Genomic DNA, 16565 nt, shown 5'->3' with positions numbered 1-16565 from the left:
GCGTCCGTACGCGGGCGGGGCGGGTGCCCGTCAGGCGAAGAGGACGCAGGTCGCGGCCGGGACGGGCACGGATCCCGCGCGGCGCGGGACGCCGGTCGCGGGGTCCACGTCGAACCAGGTGACGTCGCCGGAGCGCTCGTTGGCCGCGTACAGCCGGCGGCCCGAGGGGTCGAGGACCAGGTCGCGGGGCCAGCGGCCGCCGCAGGCCACGGTGCCGGCGAGTGCGGGAGCGGCCGGGTCGGCGAGGGAGTACGCCGCGATGGTGTCGGTGCCGCGCACGGCCGCCCAGAGGAACCGCCCGTCGGGTGAGACCGCCACCGCGGAGGGATAGGCCCGCACGGCCCCTGTGGCGCCCTCTGCGGGCGCCGGAACCTCCCGGGCCGGTCGCACCTCCCCCGCCTCCCCGTCCCACCGGCAGACGGTCAGCTGCGGCCGCAGCTCGTGCAGTACGTACAGCAGCCCGCCTGCGGGGTGGAAGGCCAGGTGGCGCGGGCCGCTGCCGGGGCGGAGCGCGGTCTCGCCGTGCGGGACCGGCGCCGCGCCGTCCGGGGCCGGGGCGGCGCAGACCCGGACGGAGTCGGTGCCGAGGTCCACGGCGAGCACCCAGCGGCCGGACGGGTCGGGCAGCACCTGGTGGGCGTGCGGTCCGCGCTGGCGGTCGGGGTCGGGTCCGGAGCCGTGGTGGGCCAGTACGGCGGCGGGGGCGTGCGGGGCCCCGTCGGGGCCGAGGGGCAGCGCGCCGATGCCGCCGGAGGTGTAGTGGGCGGTCAGCAGCAGCCGGCCGGCCACGGCGAGGTGGGTGGGGCCGGCACCGCCGGTCTCCACGGGGGCGCCGAGCGGCACGAGTCCGCGGGGGTCGGGCCGGAAGGCCATGGCCAGTCCGCGCTCGCCCTCGCTGACGGCGTAGACCACCGAGCCGTCCGGGGCGGCGGCCAGGTAGGAGGGGTCGGCGAGGACGTCGGTGTGGCCGAGGACGGTCAGCTCCCCGGTGTGCCCGTCGACGGCCGCGGTGGTGATGCCGCGGCCGCCCGCCGACGTGAACGAGCCGATCCTGACCCGGAGTTCACGGGTATGCGTCACTTCTCGGTTCCCTTCTCCACCGCTGCCCGGCCTGCCAGGCGACGGTAACAGAAGGTCTAGACCAGGTTGCGGCCGCGGGCGCGGTCGCCCGCGCCGGGGTGGTGCACGTAGGCCGGGCTTTCCTGCCGGTCCTGGTAGGTGCGGTGGAAGACCGGGCAGGCCGAGCCGGAGATCGGGGGCACGATCCAGGACCAGTCGGCGCCGACCTGCCGTCCCCTGCGCTCCTCGCGCTCCATGTGGCTGAGGAAGCGGCGGGACTCGGTGTGGTGGTCGGCGATGGTGACCCCGGCCCGGTCGAAGGAGTGCAGGACGGCGCGGTTGAGTTCGACCAGGGCGCGGTCCTTCCACAGGGAGCGGTCGCTGGAGGTGTCCAGGCCCATCCGGCGGGCCACGACGGGCAGCAGGTTGTAGCGGTCGGTGTCGCCGAGGTTGCGGGCGCCGATCTCGGTGCCCATGTACCAGCCGTTGAACGGGGCGGCCGGGTAGTGGATGCCGCCGATCTCCAGGCACATGTTGGAGATGGCGGGCACGGCGTGCCAGCGCAGGCCCCAGTCCGACCAGTGGTCGTGGTCCGGGTGCTCGATGGGCACTTCGAGGACCGCGTCGGGCGGCACGTCGAACCAGCGGGGCTTGTCGTCGCTGCCCTGCACCACCAGCGGGAGCAGGTCGAAGGGGGTGCCGGGGCCGCCGGGCCAGCCGCGTTCGCGCAGGGCTCCGGTGAGTTCGCGGTTGCGCGGGTCGCCGACGGTGACCGAGGGGTGGTCGCCGTAGCCTGCGTAGCGGATGAGCTGCTCGCTCCAGACGACCGGGCCGGGGCGGTCCGGGGCGTCGGGGGCGAAGACGGTGATGGTGGGACGGATGCGGCCGCCGTTGGTGGCCTCGCGCAGGTGCTCGAAGCATTCCGCGGCTATGTCCTCGCCGGAGGTGAGTTCCCTGCGGTCGCGGACCCGCAGCGAGTTCCAGTAGAGCCGGCCTATGCAGCGGTTGCTGTTGCGCCAGGCGACGCGGGCGCCGTGGGCGAGCTCCTCGGCGGTGTGCCGGTAGGTGCCGGTCTCCGCGAGCTCCTCGCGCACGGCGGCCAGCCGCTCGCCGGGGTCACCCGCCTGCGGGTTCTCCCGGTGGAAGAGCCGGATGAACCGGGCGGCCTCCTCCCACACCTGAGTGGCCGTCAAAAGCCGTTGCAGTATTTCCATTCCGGGCCGTTACCCCCTGTCCTGCCTGATCCACCGTGTACGTGCCGGATGAATGTGCACCGAACAATCACCCGTTGTACATGCCGCAGGTCAGTGCGGCTGGTCGTGGGCGCCCGGAACACCCGTCCGAGTGATGTCCGGGCGTTCTTCAGTGCAGCGGGCGCGCCATGTAGAGGGCCTGCTCCCCGGCGGCCGGGGTCCCGTCGTAAAGGGTGGTGTCGAGCCCGCAGAGAGCGAAGCCCATCCGCCGGTAGGCGTGGACGGCGGGGGCGTTGACGCTGGAGACTTCCAGCCAGAGGTGGCGGGCGCCGCGTTCGCGGCCGAACCCGGCGGCACGCTCCATCAGGGCCCGGCCGATGCCCCGGCCGCGGTGGCCGGGGGCGACCTCGATGTCCTCGACGGTGAGCCGCCGGTTCCAGGGGGCGTAGGCGACGGCGGCGAATCCGCACAGCCCCTCGCCGTCGAGGGCGACGAAGGTGCGGTGGTCGGCCTCGTTGTCCTCGCCGATCTCCTGCTCGTCGTGCTCCTCGGGCGGGAACGACTTGCGCAGGGGCGGGTCGACCGGGACCTCGCGGAGGGTGAAGCCGGCGTCGGTGGCGGCGGCCTCGAACACGGTCGGGGTGGTGAACGAGCCGTCGAGCGCCTCGATGGCGGGCGCGTCCCCGGGCCGGGCGAGGCGGATGGTGATGCCTTCGGGTGCGGTGGTCACGGTACGACCGTACGCGGCGCCGCGGGCGATCACCACGGAAGCCGGGTGACGGCATGAAAAAACCCCGGGACATTTGACGACCGGGGCATTGTTCCGCGTATATTGGTTGTTTCGCGACTTCTCCGAGAGACGGTCGCGAGAAAACCTCACGAGGACACTGTATCGCGGCGGGAGTGGAATTGTCAACCGAGGAATTCCGTAATGAACAACGGTTCGTCACGGATCTCTACGCACGCCTCGACGACCTGCGTGACCAGGCAGAACGCGCGGTGCGGGAGGCTCTGCGGAGCGAGGGCGAGGGGTTTCAGGCGCGCCTGGAACGGGATGTGCTGGTCGCCGAGCAATCCGGTCTGCTTTCGGCGCTGAACGCGGGGGAAAACGGTCTCTGTTTCGGCCGGGTGACCTATTCGGACGGCCGTGACCACCACATCGGGCGGATCGGTGTCCGCCGGGACGACGCGGAGCGGACCCCGCTCGTCGTGGACTGGCGGGCGGAGGTGGCGCGCCCGTTCTACCTCGCCACCGGCTACTCCCCCATGGGGCTGCGCCGGCGCCGCCACCTGACCACGCGCGGCCGCGAGGTCACCGCCCTGCACGACGAGATCCTGGACCTGAGCGACGCCGAACGCACCGGCCACGAGGGCGCCGACGCGGACGCCGTGCTGCTGGCCGCCCTGGATGCGGCGCGCACCGGCCGGATGCACGACATCGTGCGGACCATCCAGGCGGAGCAGGACGGCATCATCCGCTCGCCGCACCGCGGGGTGCTGGTGGTGGAGGGCGGTCCGGGGACCGGCAAGACCGCGGTGGCCCTGCACCGGGCGGCCTACCTGCTGTACGCGTACCGGGAGCAGCTGTCCCGGCGGGGCGTGCTGATCGTGGGCCCCAACCCGGCCTTCCTCGGCTACATCGGCGAGGTGCTGCCGTCCCTGGGCGAGACGGGCGTCCTGCTGGCCACGCCCGCGGAGCTGTTCCCGGGGGTGCGGGCCACCGGCACGGACCGGCCGGGGGCCGCCGCGGTCAAGGGCCGCGCCGGGATGGCCGAGGTGCTGGCGGCGGTGGTGCGGGACCGGCAGCGGCTGCCGGAGACGGTGCCCGCGGGTGCCGGTGAGGACAGCGAGGTGCTGCCGGAACCCGCGCTGGAGATCGACCACGAGGACTACGGCACGCTGCTGCTGGACCGGACCATGGCGTACGAGGCGCGGGACCGGGCGCGGGCCACCGGGCTGCCGCACAACCTGGCCCGGCCCTACTTCGCCTTCCGGATCATCGACGCCCTCACCGAACAGCTCGCGGACCGGCTGGGTGCCGACCCGTACGGCGGCCCCAACCTGCTGGGGCCCGACGACGTCGCCCAGCTGGGCAAGGAGATCGCCACCAGCGCGGAGGTGCACGCCGCGATCGACGACCTGTGGCCCCCGCTGACGCCGCAGCGGCTGGTCGCGGACTTCCTCGCCGACCCGACCCACGTGCCGGCGGAGGACGCCGCGCTGATCCGGCGCGCGGCGGGCGAGTGGACCCCGGCGGACGTGCCCCTGCTGGACGAGGCGGCGGAGCTTCTGGGGTACGACGACAGCGCGGAACGGGCCGCGGCCGAGCGGGAGCGGCAGGAGCGGATCGCCTACGCGCAGGGCGTGCTGGACCTGTCGGAGGGCTCGAAGTCGTACGAGTTCGAGGACATGGAGAGCGAGTACCTGGCGGCGCACGACATCATCGACGCCGAGCGGATGGCGGAGCGGCACGAGGAGGCCGACCACCGGAGCACCGCCGAGCGGGCGGCGGCGGACCGCACCTGGGCCTTCGGGCACGTGATCGTGGACGAGGCGCAGGAGTTGTCGGCGATGGCGTGGCGGCTGCTGATGCGGCGCTGCCCGACCCGGTCCATGACGCTGGTCGGCGATCCGGCGCAGACCGGTGACGAGGCCGGGCTGGGTACCTGGGAGGCGATCCTCGAACCGTTCGTCGGGAACCGCTGGGAGTTGGTCCGGCTGGGGGTGAACTACCGCACGCCCGCGGAGGTGATGGAGCTGGCGGCGGGTGTGATGCGGGCCCGGCGGCCGGGGTTCGAGCCGCCGCGCTCGGTGCGTTCCACCGGTGTGCGGCCGTGGGTGCGGCGGGCGGAGGACCTGCCGTCGGCGGTGGCCGCCGCGGTGGCGGAGGAGCTGCCGGCGGAGGGCCGGCTCGCGGTGATCGCGCCGCGGGCGCTGCACGGCGTACTGGGCGGGGCGCTGCCCGGCGGCGTACCGGCGGGAGGGGAAGTGGACCTGACGCGGCGGGTGGTGCTGCTGGACCCGCGCCAGGCCAAGGGCCTGGAGTTCGACACGGTGCTGGTGGTCGAGCCGGCCGACCAGCTGCCGAGCGACCTGTACGTGGCCCTCACCCGGGCGACCCAGCGGCTGGGGGTGCTGCACACCGGGCGGCTGCCCGCGGGCCTGGGCTGAGCCGGGCCCGGCGCCAGGGGCCGGGTCCGGCTCCGGTGGCGGCTCAGGCCGGTCCGGCCCCGGCACCGGCACCGGCAGGGGCGTCGTCGGGGCGCGGGCCGGCGAGGAGCAGCCGGAGGCCGCGCTCGAAGCCGCGTTCGTCGAGGCCGGCCAGGCCGCCCCCGGCCCGGGCGGAGGCGTCCAGGCCCGCGGCGAGGTGCGGGTAGTCGGGGGCGTACTCGGCGGGGGTGCGGTCGAAGCCGGCCGTGAAGGTCTCCAGGGCCGAGCCGAGGACGAGGTTGTCGAGGGCGGCGGCGGTCTCCGCCGCTCCGGCCGGGGTGTGGCCGGCCGCGGTCAGGGCCTCCAGCAGGGCGTCGTAGCCGCGCAGCGCCTTGGGGCTGGTGACCCGGTGGCGGGCGACCAGCGGGATCATGTGCGGGTAGCGCAGGTAGACGCGGCGGTAGCCGCGGGCGTACAGGGCGATGCCGGCCGGTCCGCCGGGCTCGGCGAGGGGGCCCAGTTCGATCTCGTCGTTGACGAGTTCCGCGGCCGCGTCGAGCAGGTCGTCCTTCGAGGCGACGTGGTGGTAGAGGGAGGCCCCGCGGACGCCGAGGCGGTCGGCGATGGTGCGCATCTTCAGGCCGTCCACCCCCTGCTCTTCCAGCAGCTCCAGGGCCGCCCGGGCGATCACCGGACGGCTGAGGACGGACTGACTCGGGCGGGGCATCGCGCGGCTCCTTCGACGGTCGGAATCGAAGGTTACCTGTCAGGAACGCTTCACAATCAGGCCGTCTTGGGGCTACATTCACGCCACCCGTTTACCTAACACGGTTAGGTATTGCTCGACGCCGGCCCACCCGGGGCCGCCCCTCGATGAGGTGATCATGAACAGTGCGCCCGACCGGACCCCGGTCACGGACGAAACACCCCCGGTGCCCGCCGGCCCCGGCGCCGGCGCGGACGCTGCTGCGGACGCGGACGCGGACGCGGCCCGCCTGAAGGACCTCGGCTACCGGCAGGAGCTCCGCCGCAGCCTGGGCGTCGTCGGCAACATCTCCATGGGCTTCGCCGTGGTCTCGCCGGTCGTCGCCCTGTACGCGGTCTCGATGGTGGGCACCACCGTGGCCGGGCCGCTCTGGGTGTGGGCCCTGCCGCTGGTGCTGGCCGGCCAGTGTCTGGTGGTCAACGTCTACTCCGAGCTGACCTCCCAGTGGCCGCTGGCCGGCGGGCCGTACCAGTGGGGCCGGCGCCTGCTCGGCCCGGCCTTCGGCTGGCTGGGCGGCTGGGTCTGGCAGTTCGCCGTGATGTTCGGCAACACGACCGTGGCGTACCTCGCCGCGCCCTGGGTGTACGCGCTGTTCGGCGCCACCCCGACCCCCGGCGGCCTGGTGGCCGTCGCCGTCGGCATCCTGCTGCTCTGCATGCTGGTCAACGCGTACGGCATCACCATGCTGCGCTGGTTCGTCTCCCTCGGCATCGCCGCCGAGGCCGTCGCCTCCGTGCTGGTCGGCCTGGCGCTGCTGCTCTTCTTCCGGGAGCACGGCTTCCCGCTGTTCACAGCGACCCTGGGCGCGGAGGCGCTGTCGGGCGGATCGGTGGCCGCGGGCTTCCTCGCCGCCGTCGCCGTCGCCGGGTGGGCCTTCATCGGGTTCGACGCCTGCGTGTCCACCGCCGAGGAGACCAAGGACGCCGGCCGGCAGGTGCCGCGGGCGATGTGGTGGGCGCTGCTGAGCGTGGGCGTCGTGGTCATCCTGAACGCGATCGCGGTCGCCATGGCCCACCCCGACCCGGCGTCGGTCGTGGCCGGCGAGGACATCGACCCGGTGACCACGGCCGTGGTGCACTCGTTCGGATCATGGTCGGACAAGCCGTTCGTGGTCGTGGTCCTGATCGGCTTCCTGGCGTGCGCGATGGCCTCCCAGGGCGGCGCGGCCCGCGGCCTGTACTCGCTGGCCCGGGACGGGGTGTTCCCGTTCTCCCGCCAGGTGCGCAAGGTCAACGGGCGCAAGGCCCCCATCGGCGGGCTCGTCGCCTCGACCCTGATCAGCGGCAGCGCCCTCGCGCTGGGCCTGAACGCCACCGCCATCGGCAGCCTGATCACCTTCGGCACCGCCGCCACGTACCTGCCGTTCTTCCTGGTCTCGCTGGCCGCGCTGATCGCCCGGGTGCGGGGCAGCTGGGTGCCCGCCGGGCACATCCGGCTGGGTCGCAAGGGCACCGTGCTGAACGTCCTGGCCGTCCTCTGGACCGGCTTCCAGGTGGTCAACGTGTGCTGGCCGCGCGCGGTCCTCGCCCCGCCCGGCGCCCCCTGGTACCAGGTGTGGGCCGCCGTCCTGGGCATCGCCGTGGTCCTGGGGAGCGGACTGGTCTACCTGCTCGTCAAGCGCCCGCACCACCTGCTGCGCCGGGCCGGGGCCGGGCCGGCCGCGGGGCCGGAGCAGGAGTAGCCGCGGCACACCCCCGCGGGCCGGCCGGTCCGGCGACACGGGCTCCGGCGACACAGCGACGTCAGCGCCTCAGCCACAAAGCCACACAGCGACACAGCGACACAGCGATACGAAAGGGACACCGCCATGCACCGCCCCCGCAGTACCCGCCGCACCTTCTGCACCACCGCTCTCGCCGCCACCGCGGCCGCCTTCCTGGGCGGCCGGACGGCCACCGCCGCACCCCTGCCCGCCGGGCAGACGGCACCGGACGCCGTCCCCGCCGAGTGGGAGGCGCACGCCGGCTGCGTCATGGCCTGGCCCTGGGACCGGAACGTCGGCTGGGGCGGCCTGCTGAAGAACGTGCAGCGGGAGGTCTCCGCGATCGCCCGCGGCATCGCCCGGTTCGAGCCGGTGCTGATGGTGGCGGAGCCGGGCACCGCCGCCGAGGCCCGGCAGGCGTGCGGCAGTTCGGTCACCGTGATCGAGCACCCGGTCAACGACTGCTGGACCCGCGACACCGGGCCCGTCTTCACCCGCAGCGCCGACCGGAGCCGGATCACCGGGCTCGACTTCCGGTTCAACGGCTGGGGCAACAAGTACCCGTTCGACAAGGACGACCTGCTGCCGGTGGGGGTCTGCGCGGCGCTGTCGGTGCCCCGCCGGGCCGTCGACCTCGTCCTGGAGGGCGGCGCCGTCATCACCGACGGCCAGGGCACGGTGATCACCACGGAGGAGTGCCTGCTCAACCCGAACCGGAACCCGGGGATGACCCGTGCGCAGATCGAGGCCGCGCTGCTCGCCGCCTACGGGGCGAGCAAGGTGGTCTGGCTGCCCTACGGGCTGCACAACGACACCATCACCGACGGGCACGTGGACCTGGTGGCCGCCTACCTGGGCCCGGGCAGGCTCCTGCTGCACACCCAGCCGGACACCACGAGCCCCAACCACGCCCGCATGGCCGCCAACAAGGCGGTGCTCCAGGCCTCCACGGACGCGGCCGGGCGCAGGTTCGAGCTGGTCGAGCTGCACCAGCAGCCGCACTTCACGGTCAACGGCGCGACGGTGGAGACCTTCAGCTACACGAACTACTACCTGACCCGCGGCAGTGTGCTCGTCCCCACCTCGCAGACCGCGGACGACGCCGCCGTGCTGAGCCGGTTCGCGGGGCTGTTCCCGGGGCGGGAGGTCGTCGGGGTGCCCACCACCACCCTCGCCTGGGGCGGCGGCGGCATCCACTGCGTCACCCAGCACGTGCCGGCGACGACCGGCTGAACGACGCGGGCCGGCCGCCCCGTCAGGCGTTGACGAGGGGGCCGCGCGGGGAGCCGTGCAGCGGGCCGGCGAGATCGGCCAGGGCCCGCTCCAGGCCGTGGAGGTGGACCAGCGGCGCAGCGGCGGGCTGGTCCCGGTCCGCGGCCGGGGCGGGCTGCGGCGCCGGCCGCGCCCGCCCGCCGGCGGTGAGGCCCTCCACCGCGGCCTCCACGCGCCAGCAGGCGGCGGCCAGCCGGGCGTCGTGGGAGGCGTCGGGGTCGGCGGCGACGGCCGCGAGCGCCCGCACCTCGCGGGAGCAGTCGTCCAGCAGGGCGATCACCCGGCGGGCCCTGGCCTTGCGCGCGGCGAAGGGGCTGAGCGGGTGCACCAGGGGTGCCAGGGCCAGCCGGACCCGGGCCAGCAGCAGCTCCAGCTCGGTCACGTGCGGCGCCGGGTCCGCCGTCGGGGAACCGGCGAGGCGCGCGGCGGACTCGGCAGTGGCGGCGTGCACGCACCGCAGGGCGCGCTGGATCCACGCCTCGTTGGTCGCGTGCGTGGTGACCGGCAGCACCAGGACCACGGCGAGGGCGGCGGCCAGCGCTCCGACGCCGGTCTCGGCGAGGCGCAGCACCAGCAGGCCGTGGTCGAGGACGCCCAGCAGGCCGTAGAGCAGACCGGCCATGAGCGTCACCGCGAGGATCATCCACGAGTAGGACACGGGGGCCGTGTAGAAGATCGCGAAGACGCAGACGGCCACCAGGGCCGCCGTGGGCAGCGCGGCCCCCTCGAGCGGTACGGCGATCAGTACGCCGGCGGCCACGCCCACGACCGTGCCGAGGACCCGCCGGAAGCCGCGGACCAGGGTCTCGCCCCGCGAGGCGGTGTTCACGAAGATCCACCACGCGGTGCCGACGGCCCAGTACCAGCGCTCCTCGGACAGGACCTGGCCGACGGCAAGGGCGAAGCCGCAGGCGGCCGTGGCCTGGACGGCCTGCCGGGTGGTGGCGCGGGCCAGCCCGGTGCCGGGCAGCGGCGGGGGCGCGGGGGCCGGCGGGGTGCGGCGCTCGATGGGCCACAGCAGGAAGCGGACCGCGCCGGAGGCGAGCAGGGCCACGGTGACCGCGGCGTACAGCTCGGGGAGCTGACCCGGGGCGGCGTGCAGGAACTGGGTCACGAAGAACTGCATGAAGGCGAAGATGCCGAGGGCGTGTCCGCGCGGCCCCCAGCGGCGGGCGTAGACCCCACAGAAGACCACGGCCAGGAAGACCGCGTCACGGGCCGCCGGGACCCCGTGCAGGGTGGTGGCCAGGGCCAGGACCGGGAAACCGGCAGCGGGCAGCAGGGCCGTGGTGGCCACCTGGGCCCGGACGGTGGCGTCGGTGACGGTGAAGAGGGCCAGCAGGGCCGCGAGGCCGCCGGTGATGGAGGCGGTCAGCGAGAGACCGCACAGTTCGGCGACGGCGACGGCGAGGCCGACGCCGAGGACGGCGCGCAGCGAGTTCCGCAACCGCATGCGCCCCGGGTCCGGAGCCACGAACATCCTCTTCACGGTGGTGACCGCCCCCTCAGTGGTGCGCGTCGGGTCCGGCGGGCCGCCCGGGGGTGGTGGGCGGCCGACGGGCACGACGAAGGCACCGCGGTCCGGGCCGGCTCCGTCGCCGGTCCGGCGCTGCGGCGCCGAAAGTAATTGGATAGTGCACAGATTAACCGGCACCGGGCCCCTGGCTCAACCCGGGTCAGCGGCAATGAGCCAGTGGCCCGGTCAGCCGCCGCTTTTGTGGGCCACGTGTTGCCAACGGCTCAGCGTCCCGAAGCCTCACCCGCCCCTTTCGCCCGGCGGGGTCCGTCCGCCCCCGCGCTCCCCCCGGGCGCCCTTCCGGGTGCGGCGGGGCTCGGGCAGCATGGCCGTGCCCGGTCCCGACACGATCCGGAGGCGCGTGTGGCGCACGAGCACGACCAGGCGGGGCGCGACGAGCTGTACGCCGACCCCTACCCGCTGTACGCCCGTGCCCGCCGGGCCGGCGGGCTGACGTACGTGCCCGAGTTCGGCGCCTGGCTGGTGGCGCGCGACCGGGACGTGCGCGAGGTGCTGCTGCGGACGGAGGAGTTCTCGTCCGTGAACGCCCTGCTGCCGGACGTCGCGCTGTCCGAGGCGGCCCTGGGGGTGCTGCCGCGGGGGTTCGGGCCCCGGCCGACCGTGGTCAACACGGACGGCGCGGCCCACCGGCGGCACCGGGCCCCGCTGAACCGGGGCCTGTCCGCGGCGCGGGTGGCCGCGCTGGTGCCGTACGCCCGCGGGTGTGCGCAGGAGCTGCTGGACCGCTTCGCGGCGGACGGCTCGGCGGAGCTGGTGGGCGCGTACGCGCGGCGCCTGCCGGGGCAGGTGGTCGGAGGGCTGATCGGTCTCGATCCGGCGGACGTGCCCGCGGCCGTGCACGGCGGTTACCGGGCGGAGGAGCTGATGTTCCGGCCGCTGTCGCCGGCCGGGCAGGCGGCGGCCGCCGAGGACGTGGTCGCGCTCCAGCACCTGCTCGACGGGTACGTACGGGACCGGCGGGCGCGGCCCCGGGACGACCTGTGTTCGGCGCTGGTGGCCGCGCTGGCGCCCGGCCACGGCGAGCTCACCCTGGAGCAGCGGCACGAGGCGGTGGCCGGACTGCAGAACGTGCTGATAGCCGGATTCCTCACCACCAGTGCGATGATCGCCACCACCTTGCTGCACCTGCTGCGGGATCCCCGGCAGTGGCGGACCCTCTGCGCCGACCCGGGGCTGGTGCCGGCCGCGGTGGAGGAGGCCGCGCGGCACGACCCGTCCGTACAGGCGTTCCGGCGGACCACCACCCGGCCGGTGACCCTCGCCGGCACGGAGCTGCCCGCCGGGGCGCACGTGCTGGTGGCGTACGGCTCGGCCAACCGGGACGAGGAGCGGTACGAGCGGCCCGCGGAGTTCGACATCACCCGGCCGGAGGGCCGGCGCCACCTCGCGTTCGGCGCCGGACCCCACGGCTGCCCGGGTTCGCAGCTGGCCCGGGAGCAGCTGCGCCTGACCCTGCACCTCTTCGCGCGCGAGCTGCCGGACCTGCGCCTGGACCCGGCGCGCCCGGTTCCGGCGATGCGTCCGACCCTGCTCCACCGCTCGCCGGAGGCGCTGTACGTCACCTGGTGAGGGCCCCGCCGCCGTCACGGTGCGTGACGGGCGGGCGGGTCGCGGGTCGGGGAGGCGGGAGGGTACCCGGGTCGGCGGCGGTCGTCACGTGCGATGTCCGCGATGTCCGGAGCGGGACTTCCGGCCCTGTGGACGACCGGGACCGAAGTCCCGCCATCCGGGACCTTCGGCGCACGGGAGGACGTTCCGGAGAGGCTTTGGTGTACGACGCAAGCTTTGCAGTCGTCACGAAAGGTAACCTCGTGCAACGCGCCGACATCACGGTGACCGACGAACGGGCGGTGAAGCGCGCCGTCAAGGCCACGGCCCTGGGGAACGCGATGGAGTGGTTCGACTTCGGGGTCTACAGCTACCTCGCCGTCACCATCGGCAAGGTCTTCTTCCCGTCCGGGAACGAGGCCGCGCAGATCCTCGCCTCGCTGGCCGCCTTCGCGGCGGCGTTCCTGGTGCGCCCGCTGGGCGGCATGTTCTTCGGCCCGCTGGGTGACCGTGTCGGCCGGAAGAAGATCCTCGCCCTGACGATGATCATGATGGCGGCGGCGACCCTCGCCATCGGCCTCATCCCCGGTTACGCCACGATCGGCCTGTGGGCGCCGGCCCTGCTGGTGCTCTGCCGCATGGTGCAGGGCTTCTCCACGGGCGGCGAGTACGGCGGCGCCGCGACCTTCATCGCCGAGTACGCGCCCGACCGGCGCCGCGGCTTCTGGGGCAGCTTCCTGGAGTTCGGCACGCTCGTCGGCTACATCGCCGCGGCGAGCCTGGTCACCGGACTGACCCTGCTGCTCGGCGAGACCGCCATGCTGGAGTGGGGCTGGCGGCTGCCGTTCCTGATCGCGGGCCCGCTCGGCCTGGCCGGGCTCTACCTGCGGCTCAAGCTGGACGAGTCGCCGGCCTTCCGCGCGCTGGAGGAACGGTCCGCCGACGCGCCGGCCGAGCGGGTGCCGCTGCGCAGGACGCTGTTCGCCGACCCGCGGGCACTGGGCCTGTGCGTGGCCCTGGTCGCCGCCTTCAACATCACCGACTACATGCTGCTGTCGTACATGCCGACGTACCTGTCGACGATCGGCTTCGACGAGACCGGCGGCCTGATGGCGATCGTCCTGGTCATGCTGGTGCTGCTGGCGCTGGTGAACGCGGTGGGACGGCTCTCCGACCGGGTCGGGCGACGGCCGGTGCTGATCGGCGGTTCGGCCGCGTTCGTCGTGCTGGCCCTGCCGTGCTTCCTGCTGATCCGGCAGGGCGGCCCGGTCGCGGTCTTCACCGGCCTGCTCGTCCTGGGCCTGGCGCTGGTCACCTACCTCGGCGCCATGTCCTCGGCGCTGCCCGCGCTCTTCCCGACGCGGACCCGCTACGCCTCGCTCTCCTTCGGGTTCAACGTCTCGGTCTCGCTGTTCGGCGGCACCACCCCGCTGGTGGTGGCCGCGCTGGTGGACGCGACCGGGAACGACCTCATGCCCGCCTACTACACGATGCTGGCGGGCCTGGTCGGGCTCGTCGCGGCGGTGCTGATGGCGGAGACCGCGGGCCGGCCGCTGCCGGGCTCGGGGCCGTCCGTCTCCACGGTGGCCGAGGCGGAGGCGCTGGCCGCGGAACTGGCACGGCGCCCGGTGCCGGCCCCGCGTGCCGCCACGGGCGGTCGCGGGACCGCACCGGCCCGCGCCTGACCCGAGCCGCCCCGGTGGGGGTGGTGGGCGTGGGCGCGGGGGGTTACCAGTAGTGCTTCCGGCCGCCCAGGGCGTGGCCCATCGACCCCAGGATCCACAGGATCGCGCCGATGACGACGAGGATGATCCCGATGGTCCAGAGGATGGAGATGCCCGCCACGTATCCGATGACCAGCAGGATGATGCCGAGAATGATCATGTTCTCCTCCGCTCCGGCGGAGTGGTTGAGGATCTCTCACTCCAGGGTAGGTCCGGTCGGCGGCTCCCGCTCTGCGTGCGGCTGCCAGCCGAAGCGCCGGTCGACCACACGGGCGAACTCCTCGTAGGTCAGCACGCTGTCCCCGTCGGCGTCGGCGGCGTCGAACAGGGCCGAGGACTCCTCGGGACCGCCCACCGCCCAGGCCGGGATGACGCCCTGTGCCACCAGCGTCGGTCCCTTCGAGCGGAGCGCGCTGATCACCTCGAAGCGGGTGAGGGTCCCGTCGTGGTCGAGGTCGAGGGCGTCGAAGAGCCGTCTGGCCTGCTCGCTCATCGCATACTCCTCCGGGCGGGGCGGGGGCTTCAGCCGAGCCGGACCCATCGTGCCACGCTCGGCACGCCGCGGCCGTCGAGCAGGAAGAGCATGTGGTACCCGGGCGGGGCGTCGGCCGGGCCGGGCGGGGCCACCAGGTCCAGGGTGGTCCCGTCCGCGCTGCGCGAGGCGATCCGGAGCTCCAGGTGGCGCTGGCTCGTGTTCACCGAGTGGGTGGCCGTGGTGGGGGCCAGCAGCACCGCCCTGGCGGCGGACCCCGGGGTGGAGGTGGTCACCCGCAGCCGGGTGCCGTAGCGGACCGGCCGGTCGGGCAACGGCCCCAGCTCGGGCCGGGGTCCGCCGCGGTGCAGGTAGGGCGGCTCGTACAGCTCGATGCTGCCGTCCATGCCGTCGTCGATGTCCGGGTCGTTGGCGATCTGCTGGAGCTCGTCGCCGGTGACCATGACCCGGCCGTCGGGCAGTACCAGGGCGTTGGAGTGGTAGCCGCGTGGCAGCCGCTGGGCCGGTCCCAGGCGCCAGCAGCCGCGCGCGTCGCGCAGCTCCGTCTGCCGGTACTTGAGGTCGGCGGCCGGGTTGAAGGGGCCGTGGCCGTAGTCGCGGGTGTCCAGGGCGCCGTTGACGGTGAGCAGCGTGGCGTCGGGGAGGATCAGCGTGTCGTCCTGGGTCCGGCCGAAGGCGCGCGGCTGCTCGGTGGTCCAGGTGCGCCGGGAGAGCCGGTACGTGTGCGGGTCGTGGGGGTCGCCGCCGAGGACGAGGACGGAGTCAGGGCCGCGGAACCCGGCGGGCAGCGGCACCGCGGAGCCGTACCCCCGGAAGTCCCCGGGGCGCCGGGGCAGCGTGTGGCGGAGTTCGGTGAAGGTGTCGAAGACCCACTGCTGGTCGGCGTCGCGGCCGAGGCCGTAGATCCGGCCGTCGCGCAGCGAGAACAGGTGCGGGTAGTCGTTGCGGAAGGGCGCCGCCGACCAGAAGCGGTCGGTGGGCAGGTTCCAGGGGACCTCGTCCCGCTCGCGGGGGACGGGCAACCCCAGGGCCGGGAAGCGCTCCACCACGGGGGTGGGCGTTCCGGTGCCGCGCTCGGACTGGCCGGACATGATCAGCTGGCGGCCGTCCGCCCCGGTGACCACGGAGGGGTACCAGCGGCCGACGGCCATGTCGCGGTTGCGGTACCAGGTCTCCGTCCACGGGTCGAAGACGAAGGACAGCCGGGCGCCGCTGCCGCCCTTGCCCCCCGCGTTGCCGCCGAAGACGGCGAGCATCCCGTTGGGCAGGAAGGCGTGCCCGGCGCAGAAGAAGGGGGCGGGGCGGAGGAGCCCGGTGCCGTCTGCGACCAGCACGTGCGGTGGTTCGACCTTCTTGAAGGCGGTGGCACCGGTGCCGGCGGCCGGGTCCCACAGGTAGGCGCGGCCGGCGTTGTTGCGTCCCAGGACGTCGGTGGGTCCGGTCTCCTTGGTGGGGTCGGTCTGCACCCGCTCGAAGGAGAACAGCAGCACCTTGCCGGTGGGCAGCAGGGCGGTGTGCACCCCGAAGTCCGGGGAGGGGAAGAACTCGGTGAACCGGCCCGTCAGCGCCGGGTCGTGGGCGGTGTTGTCCCGTGCCTGGGAGGCGGTGAGGCGCAGCAGGCTGTCGGTGCGGCGGTCCTGCGGGTAGCCGCGGGCGTCCCGGGTGGCGGCCCGGAGGCCGGCGTGCGCGCGGGCGTGGGCGGTGCCGAGTACGGCCGCCTCCCCCGGATCGGCGGGGGCGGCGGGCTCCCCCGGCCGGGCCGGGGCGGCGACGGTCCCGCCGTCGGCATGGCGGGGGGCCGCGGCGAGGGCGGGAGGGGCCAGCGCGGCCATCGCCGTGAGTACCGCCGCCAGGCTCCACAGACACCGCTCTGCACGCACCGCCGCACCTCGCACGAACACACGGGGATGATCGGACGGTCCGAAGATAGGCACGGCGTGCGCCGGTGTCCCGTACCCCGCCCGTCGCCGTCCCAGGCCCAGCCGTACGGCCCAGCGACGCACCGGGGCGCCGCACCTGAACGCCTGAACGCCCGGCCCGGACGCCCGGCCCGGACGCCCGGCATGGACGCCCGGCATGGACGCCCGCGGGGCTGACGGCCGCGGCTCGGAACGCCCGGCT

14 protein-coding genes are annotated in these 16565 nt (G+C 74.4%); 5 read left to right on the top strand and 9 right to left on the bottom strand.

Features of this window, described 5'->3' with window-relative positions:
• Positions 1–30 precede the first annotated feature (30 nt).
• The 4 genes from ACFY61_RS11740 to ACFY61_RS11725 all read right to left on the bottom strand — a co-directional run bounded on the left by ACFY61_RS11740 (position 31) and on the right by ACFY61_RS11725 (position 3326).
• Positions 31–1080, bottom strand: coding sequence for a lactonase family protein (locus tag ACFY61_RS11740; RefSeq protein WP_389470172.1), 1050 nt, complete (start codon positions 1078–1080; stop codon positions 31–33).
• Between the two features lie 56 nt (positions 1081–1136).
• Entirely contained in the window at positions 1137–2273 is a 1137-nt protein-coding gene (locus ACFY61_RS11735; protein ID WP_389470170.1) for a nitric oxide synthase oxygenase, read from the bottom strand.
• Between the two features lie 148 nt (positions 2274–2421).
• Positions 2422–2982: a GNAT family N-acetyltransferase gene (locus tag ACFY61_RS11730; RefSeq protein WP_389470168.1), complete on the bottom strand. Its 561-nt coding sequence runs from the start codon at positions 2980–2982 to the stop codon at positions 2422–2424.
• Positions 2983–3164: 182 nt separating this feature from the next.
• Positions 3165–3326 (bottom strand): hypothetical protein, encoded by a 162-nt coding sequence (locus ACFY61_RS11725; RefSeq protein WP_389470165.1) that lies wholly within the window; start codon positions 3324–3326, stop codon positions 3165–3167.
• A 54-nt stretch (positions 3327–3380) separates the two neighbouring features.
• Between ACFY61_RS11725 and ACFY61_RS11720 the strand changes: the two genes are divergently transcribed.
• On the top strand, positions 3381–5423 hold the full coding sequence (locus ACFY61_RS11720) for a HelD family protein (protein ID WP_389470163.1): 2043 nt from the start codon (positions 3381–3383) through the stop codon (positions 5421–5423).
• Between the two features lie 43 nt (positions 5424–5466).
• Here ACFY61_RS11720 and ACFY61_RS11715 read toward each other — a convergent pair whose 3' ends face one another.
• Positions 5467–6129, bottom strand: coding sequence for a TetR/AcrR family transcriptional regulator (locus ACFY61_RS11715; RefSeq protein WP_389470161.1), 663 nt, complete (start codon positions 6127–6129; stop codon positions 5467–5469).
• Positions 6130–6286: 157 nt separating this feature from the next.
• Between ACFY61_RS11715 and ACFY61_RS11710 the strand changes: the two genes are divergently transcribed.
• Positions 6287–7849 (top strand): APC family permease, encoded by a 1563-nt coding sequence (locus tag ACFY61_RS11710; RefSeq protein WP_389470159.1) that lies wholly within the window; start codon positions 6287–6289, stop codon positions 7847–7849.
• Between the two features lie 126 nt (positions 7850–7975).
• On the top strand, positions 7976–9103 hold the full coding sequence (locus ACFY61_RS11705) for an agmatine deiminase family protein (RefSeq protein WP_389470157.1): 1128 nt from the start codon (positions 7976–7978) through the stop codon (positions 9101–9103).
• A gap of 22 nt (positions 9104–9125) precedes the next feature.
• Here ACFY61_RS11705 and ACFY61_RS11700 read toward each other — a convergent pair whose 3' ends face one another.
• On the bottom strand, positions 9126–10622 hold the full coding sequence (locus ACFY61_RS11700; RefSeq protein ID WP_389470155.1) for an FUSC family protein: 1497 nt from the start codon (positions 10620–10622) through the stop codon (positions 9126–9128).
• Positions 10623–11021: 399 nt separating this feature from the next.
• On the opposite strand from ACFY61_RS11700, the gene ACFY61_RS11695 reads away from it, so the two are divergent.
• Both ACFY61_RS11695 and ACFY61_RS11690 read left to right on the top strand, forming a co-directional pair.
• Complete coding sequence (locus ACFY61_RS11695; protein WP_389470154.1) at positions 11022–12248, top strand: cytochrome P450; 1227 nt, start codon at positions 11022–11024, stop codon at positions 12246–12248.
• Positions 12249–12490: 242 nt separating this feature from the next.
• A complete protein-coding gene (locus tag ACFY61_RS11690; RefSeq protein WP_389470150.1) occupies positions 12491–13912 on the top strand; it encodes an MFS transporter in 1422 nt (473 codons plus the stop codon).
• Positions 13913–13955: 43 nt separating this feature from the next.
• Here ACFY61_RS11690 and ACFY61_RS11685 read toward each other — a convergent pair whose 3' ends face one another.
• From ACFY61_RS11685 to ACFY61_RS11675, 3 genes are read right to left on the bottom strand one after another with little or no spacing between them, the layout of a single operon-like run.
• The gene (locus tag ACFY61_RS11685) at positions 13956–14111 is read right to left on the bottom strand and encodes a DUF6131 family protein (protein ID WP_389470148.1); all 156 of its coding nucleotides are present in this window, start codon (positions 14109–14111) and stop codon (positions 13956–13958) included.
• Between the two features lie 36 nt (positions 14112–14147).
• Complete coding sequence (locus ACFY61_RS11680; protein WP_389470146.1) at positions 14148–14444, bottom strand: EF-hand domain-containing protein; 297 nt, start codon at positions 14442–14444, stop codon at positions 14148–14150.
• 29 nt (positions 14445–14473) lie between these two features.
• Positions 14474–16324, bottom strand: coding sequence for a galactose oxidase-like domain-containing protein (locus tag ACFY61_RS11675; RefSeq protein WP_389470144.1), 1851 nt, complete (start codon positions 16322–16324; stop codon positions 14474–14476).
• Positions 16325–16565 lie beyond the last annotated feature (241 nt).

It is taken from the genome of Streptomyces sp. NPDC012888 (assembly GCF_042900645.1).
In the GTDB taxonomy this organism is placed as follows: domain Bacteria; phylum Actinomycetota; class Actinomycetes; order Streptomycetales; family Streptomycetaceae; genus Streptomyces.
The sequence above is the reverse complement of the archived record's forward strand: the minus strand, read 5'-3'. Positions and strand labels throughout refer to the sequence as shown.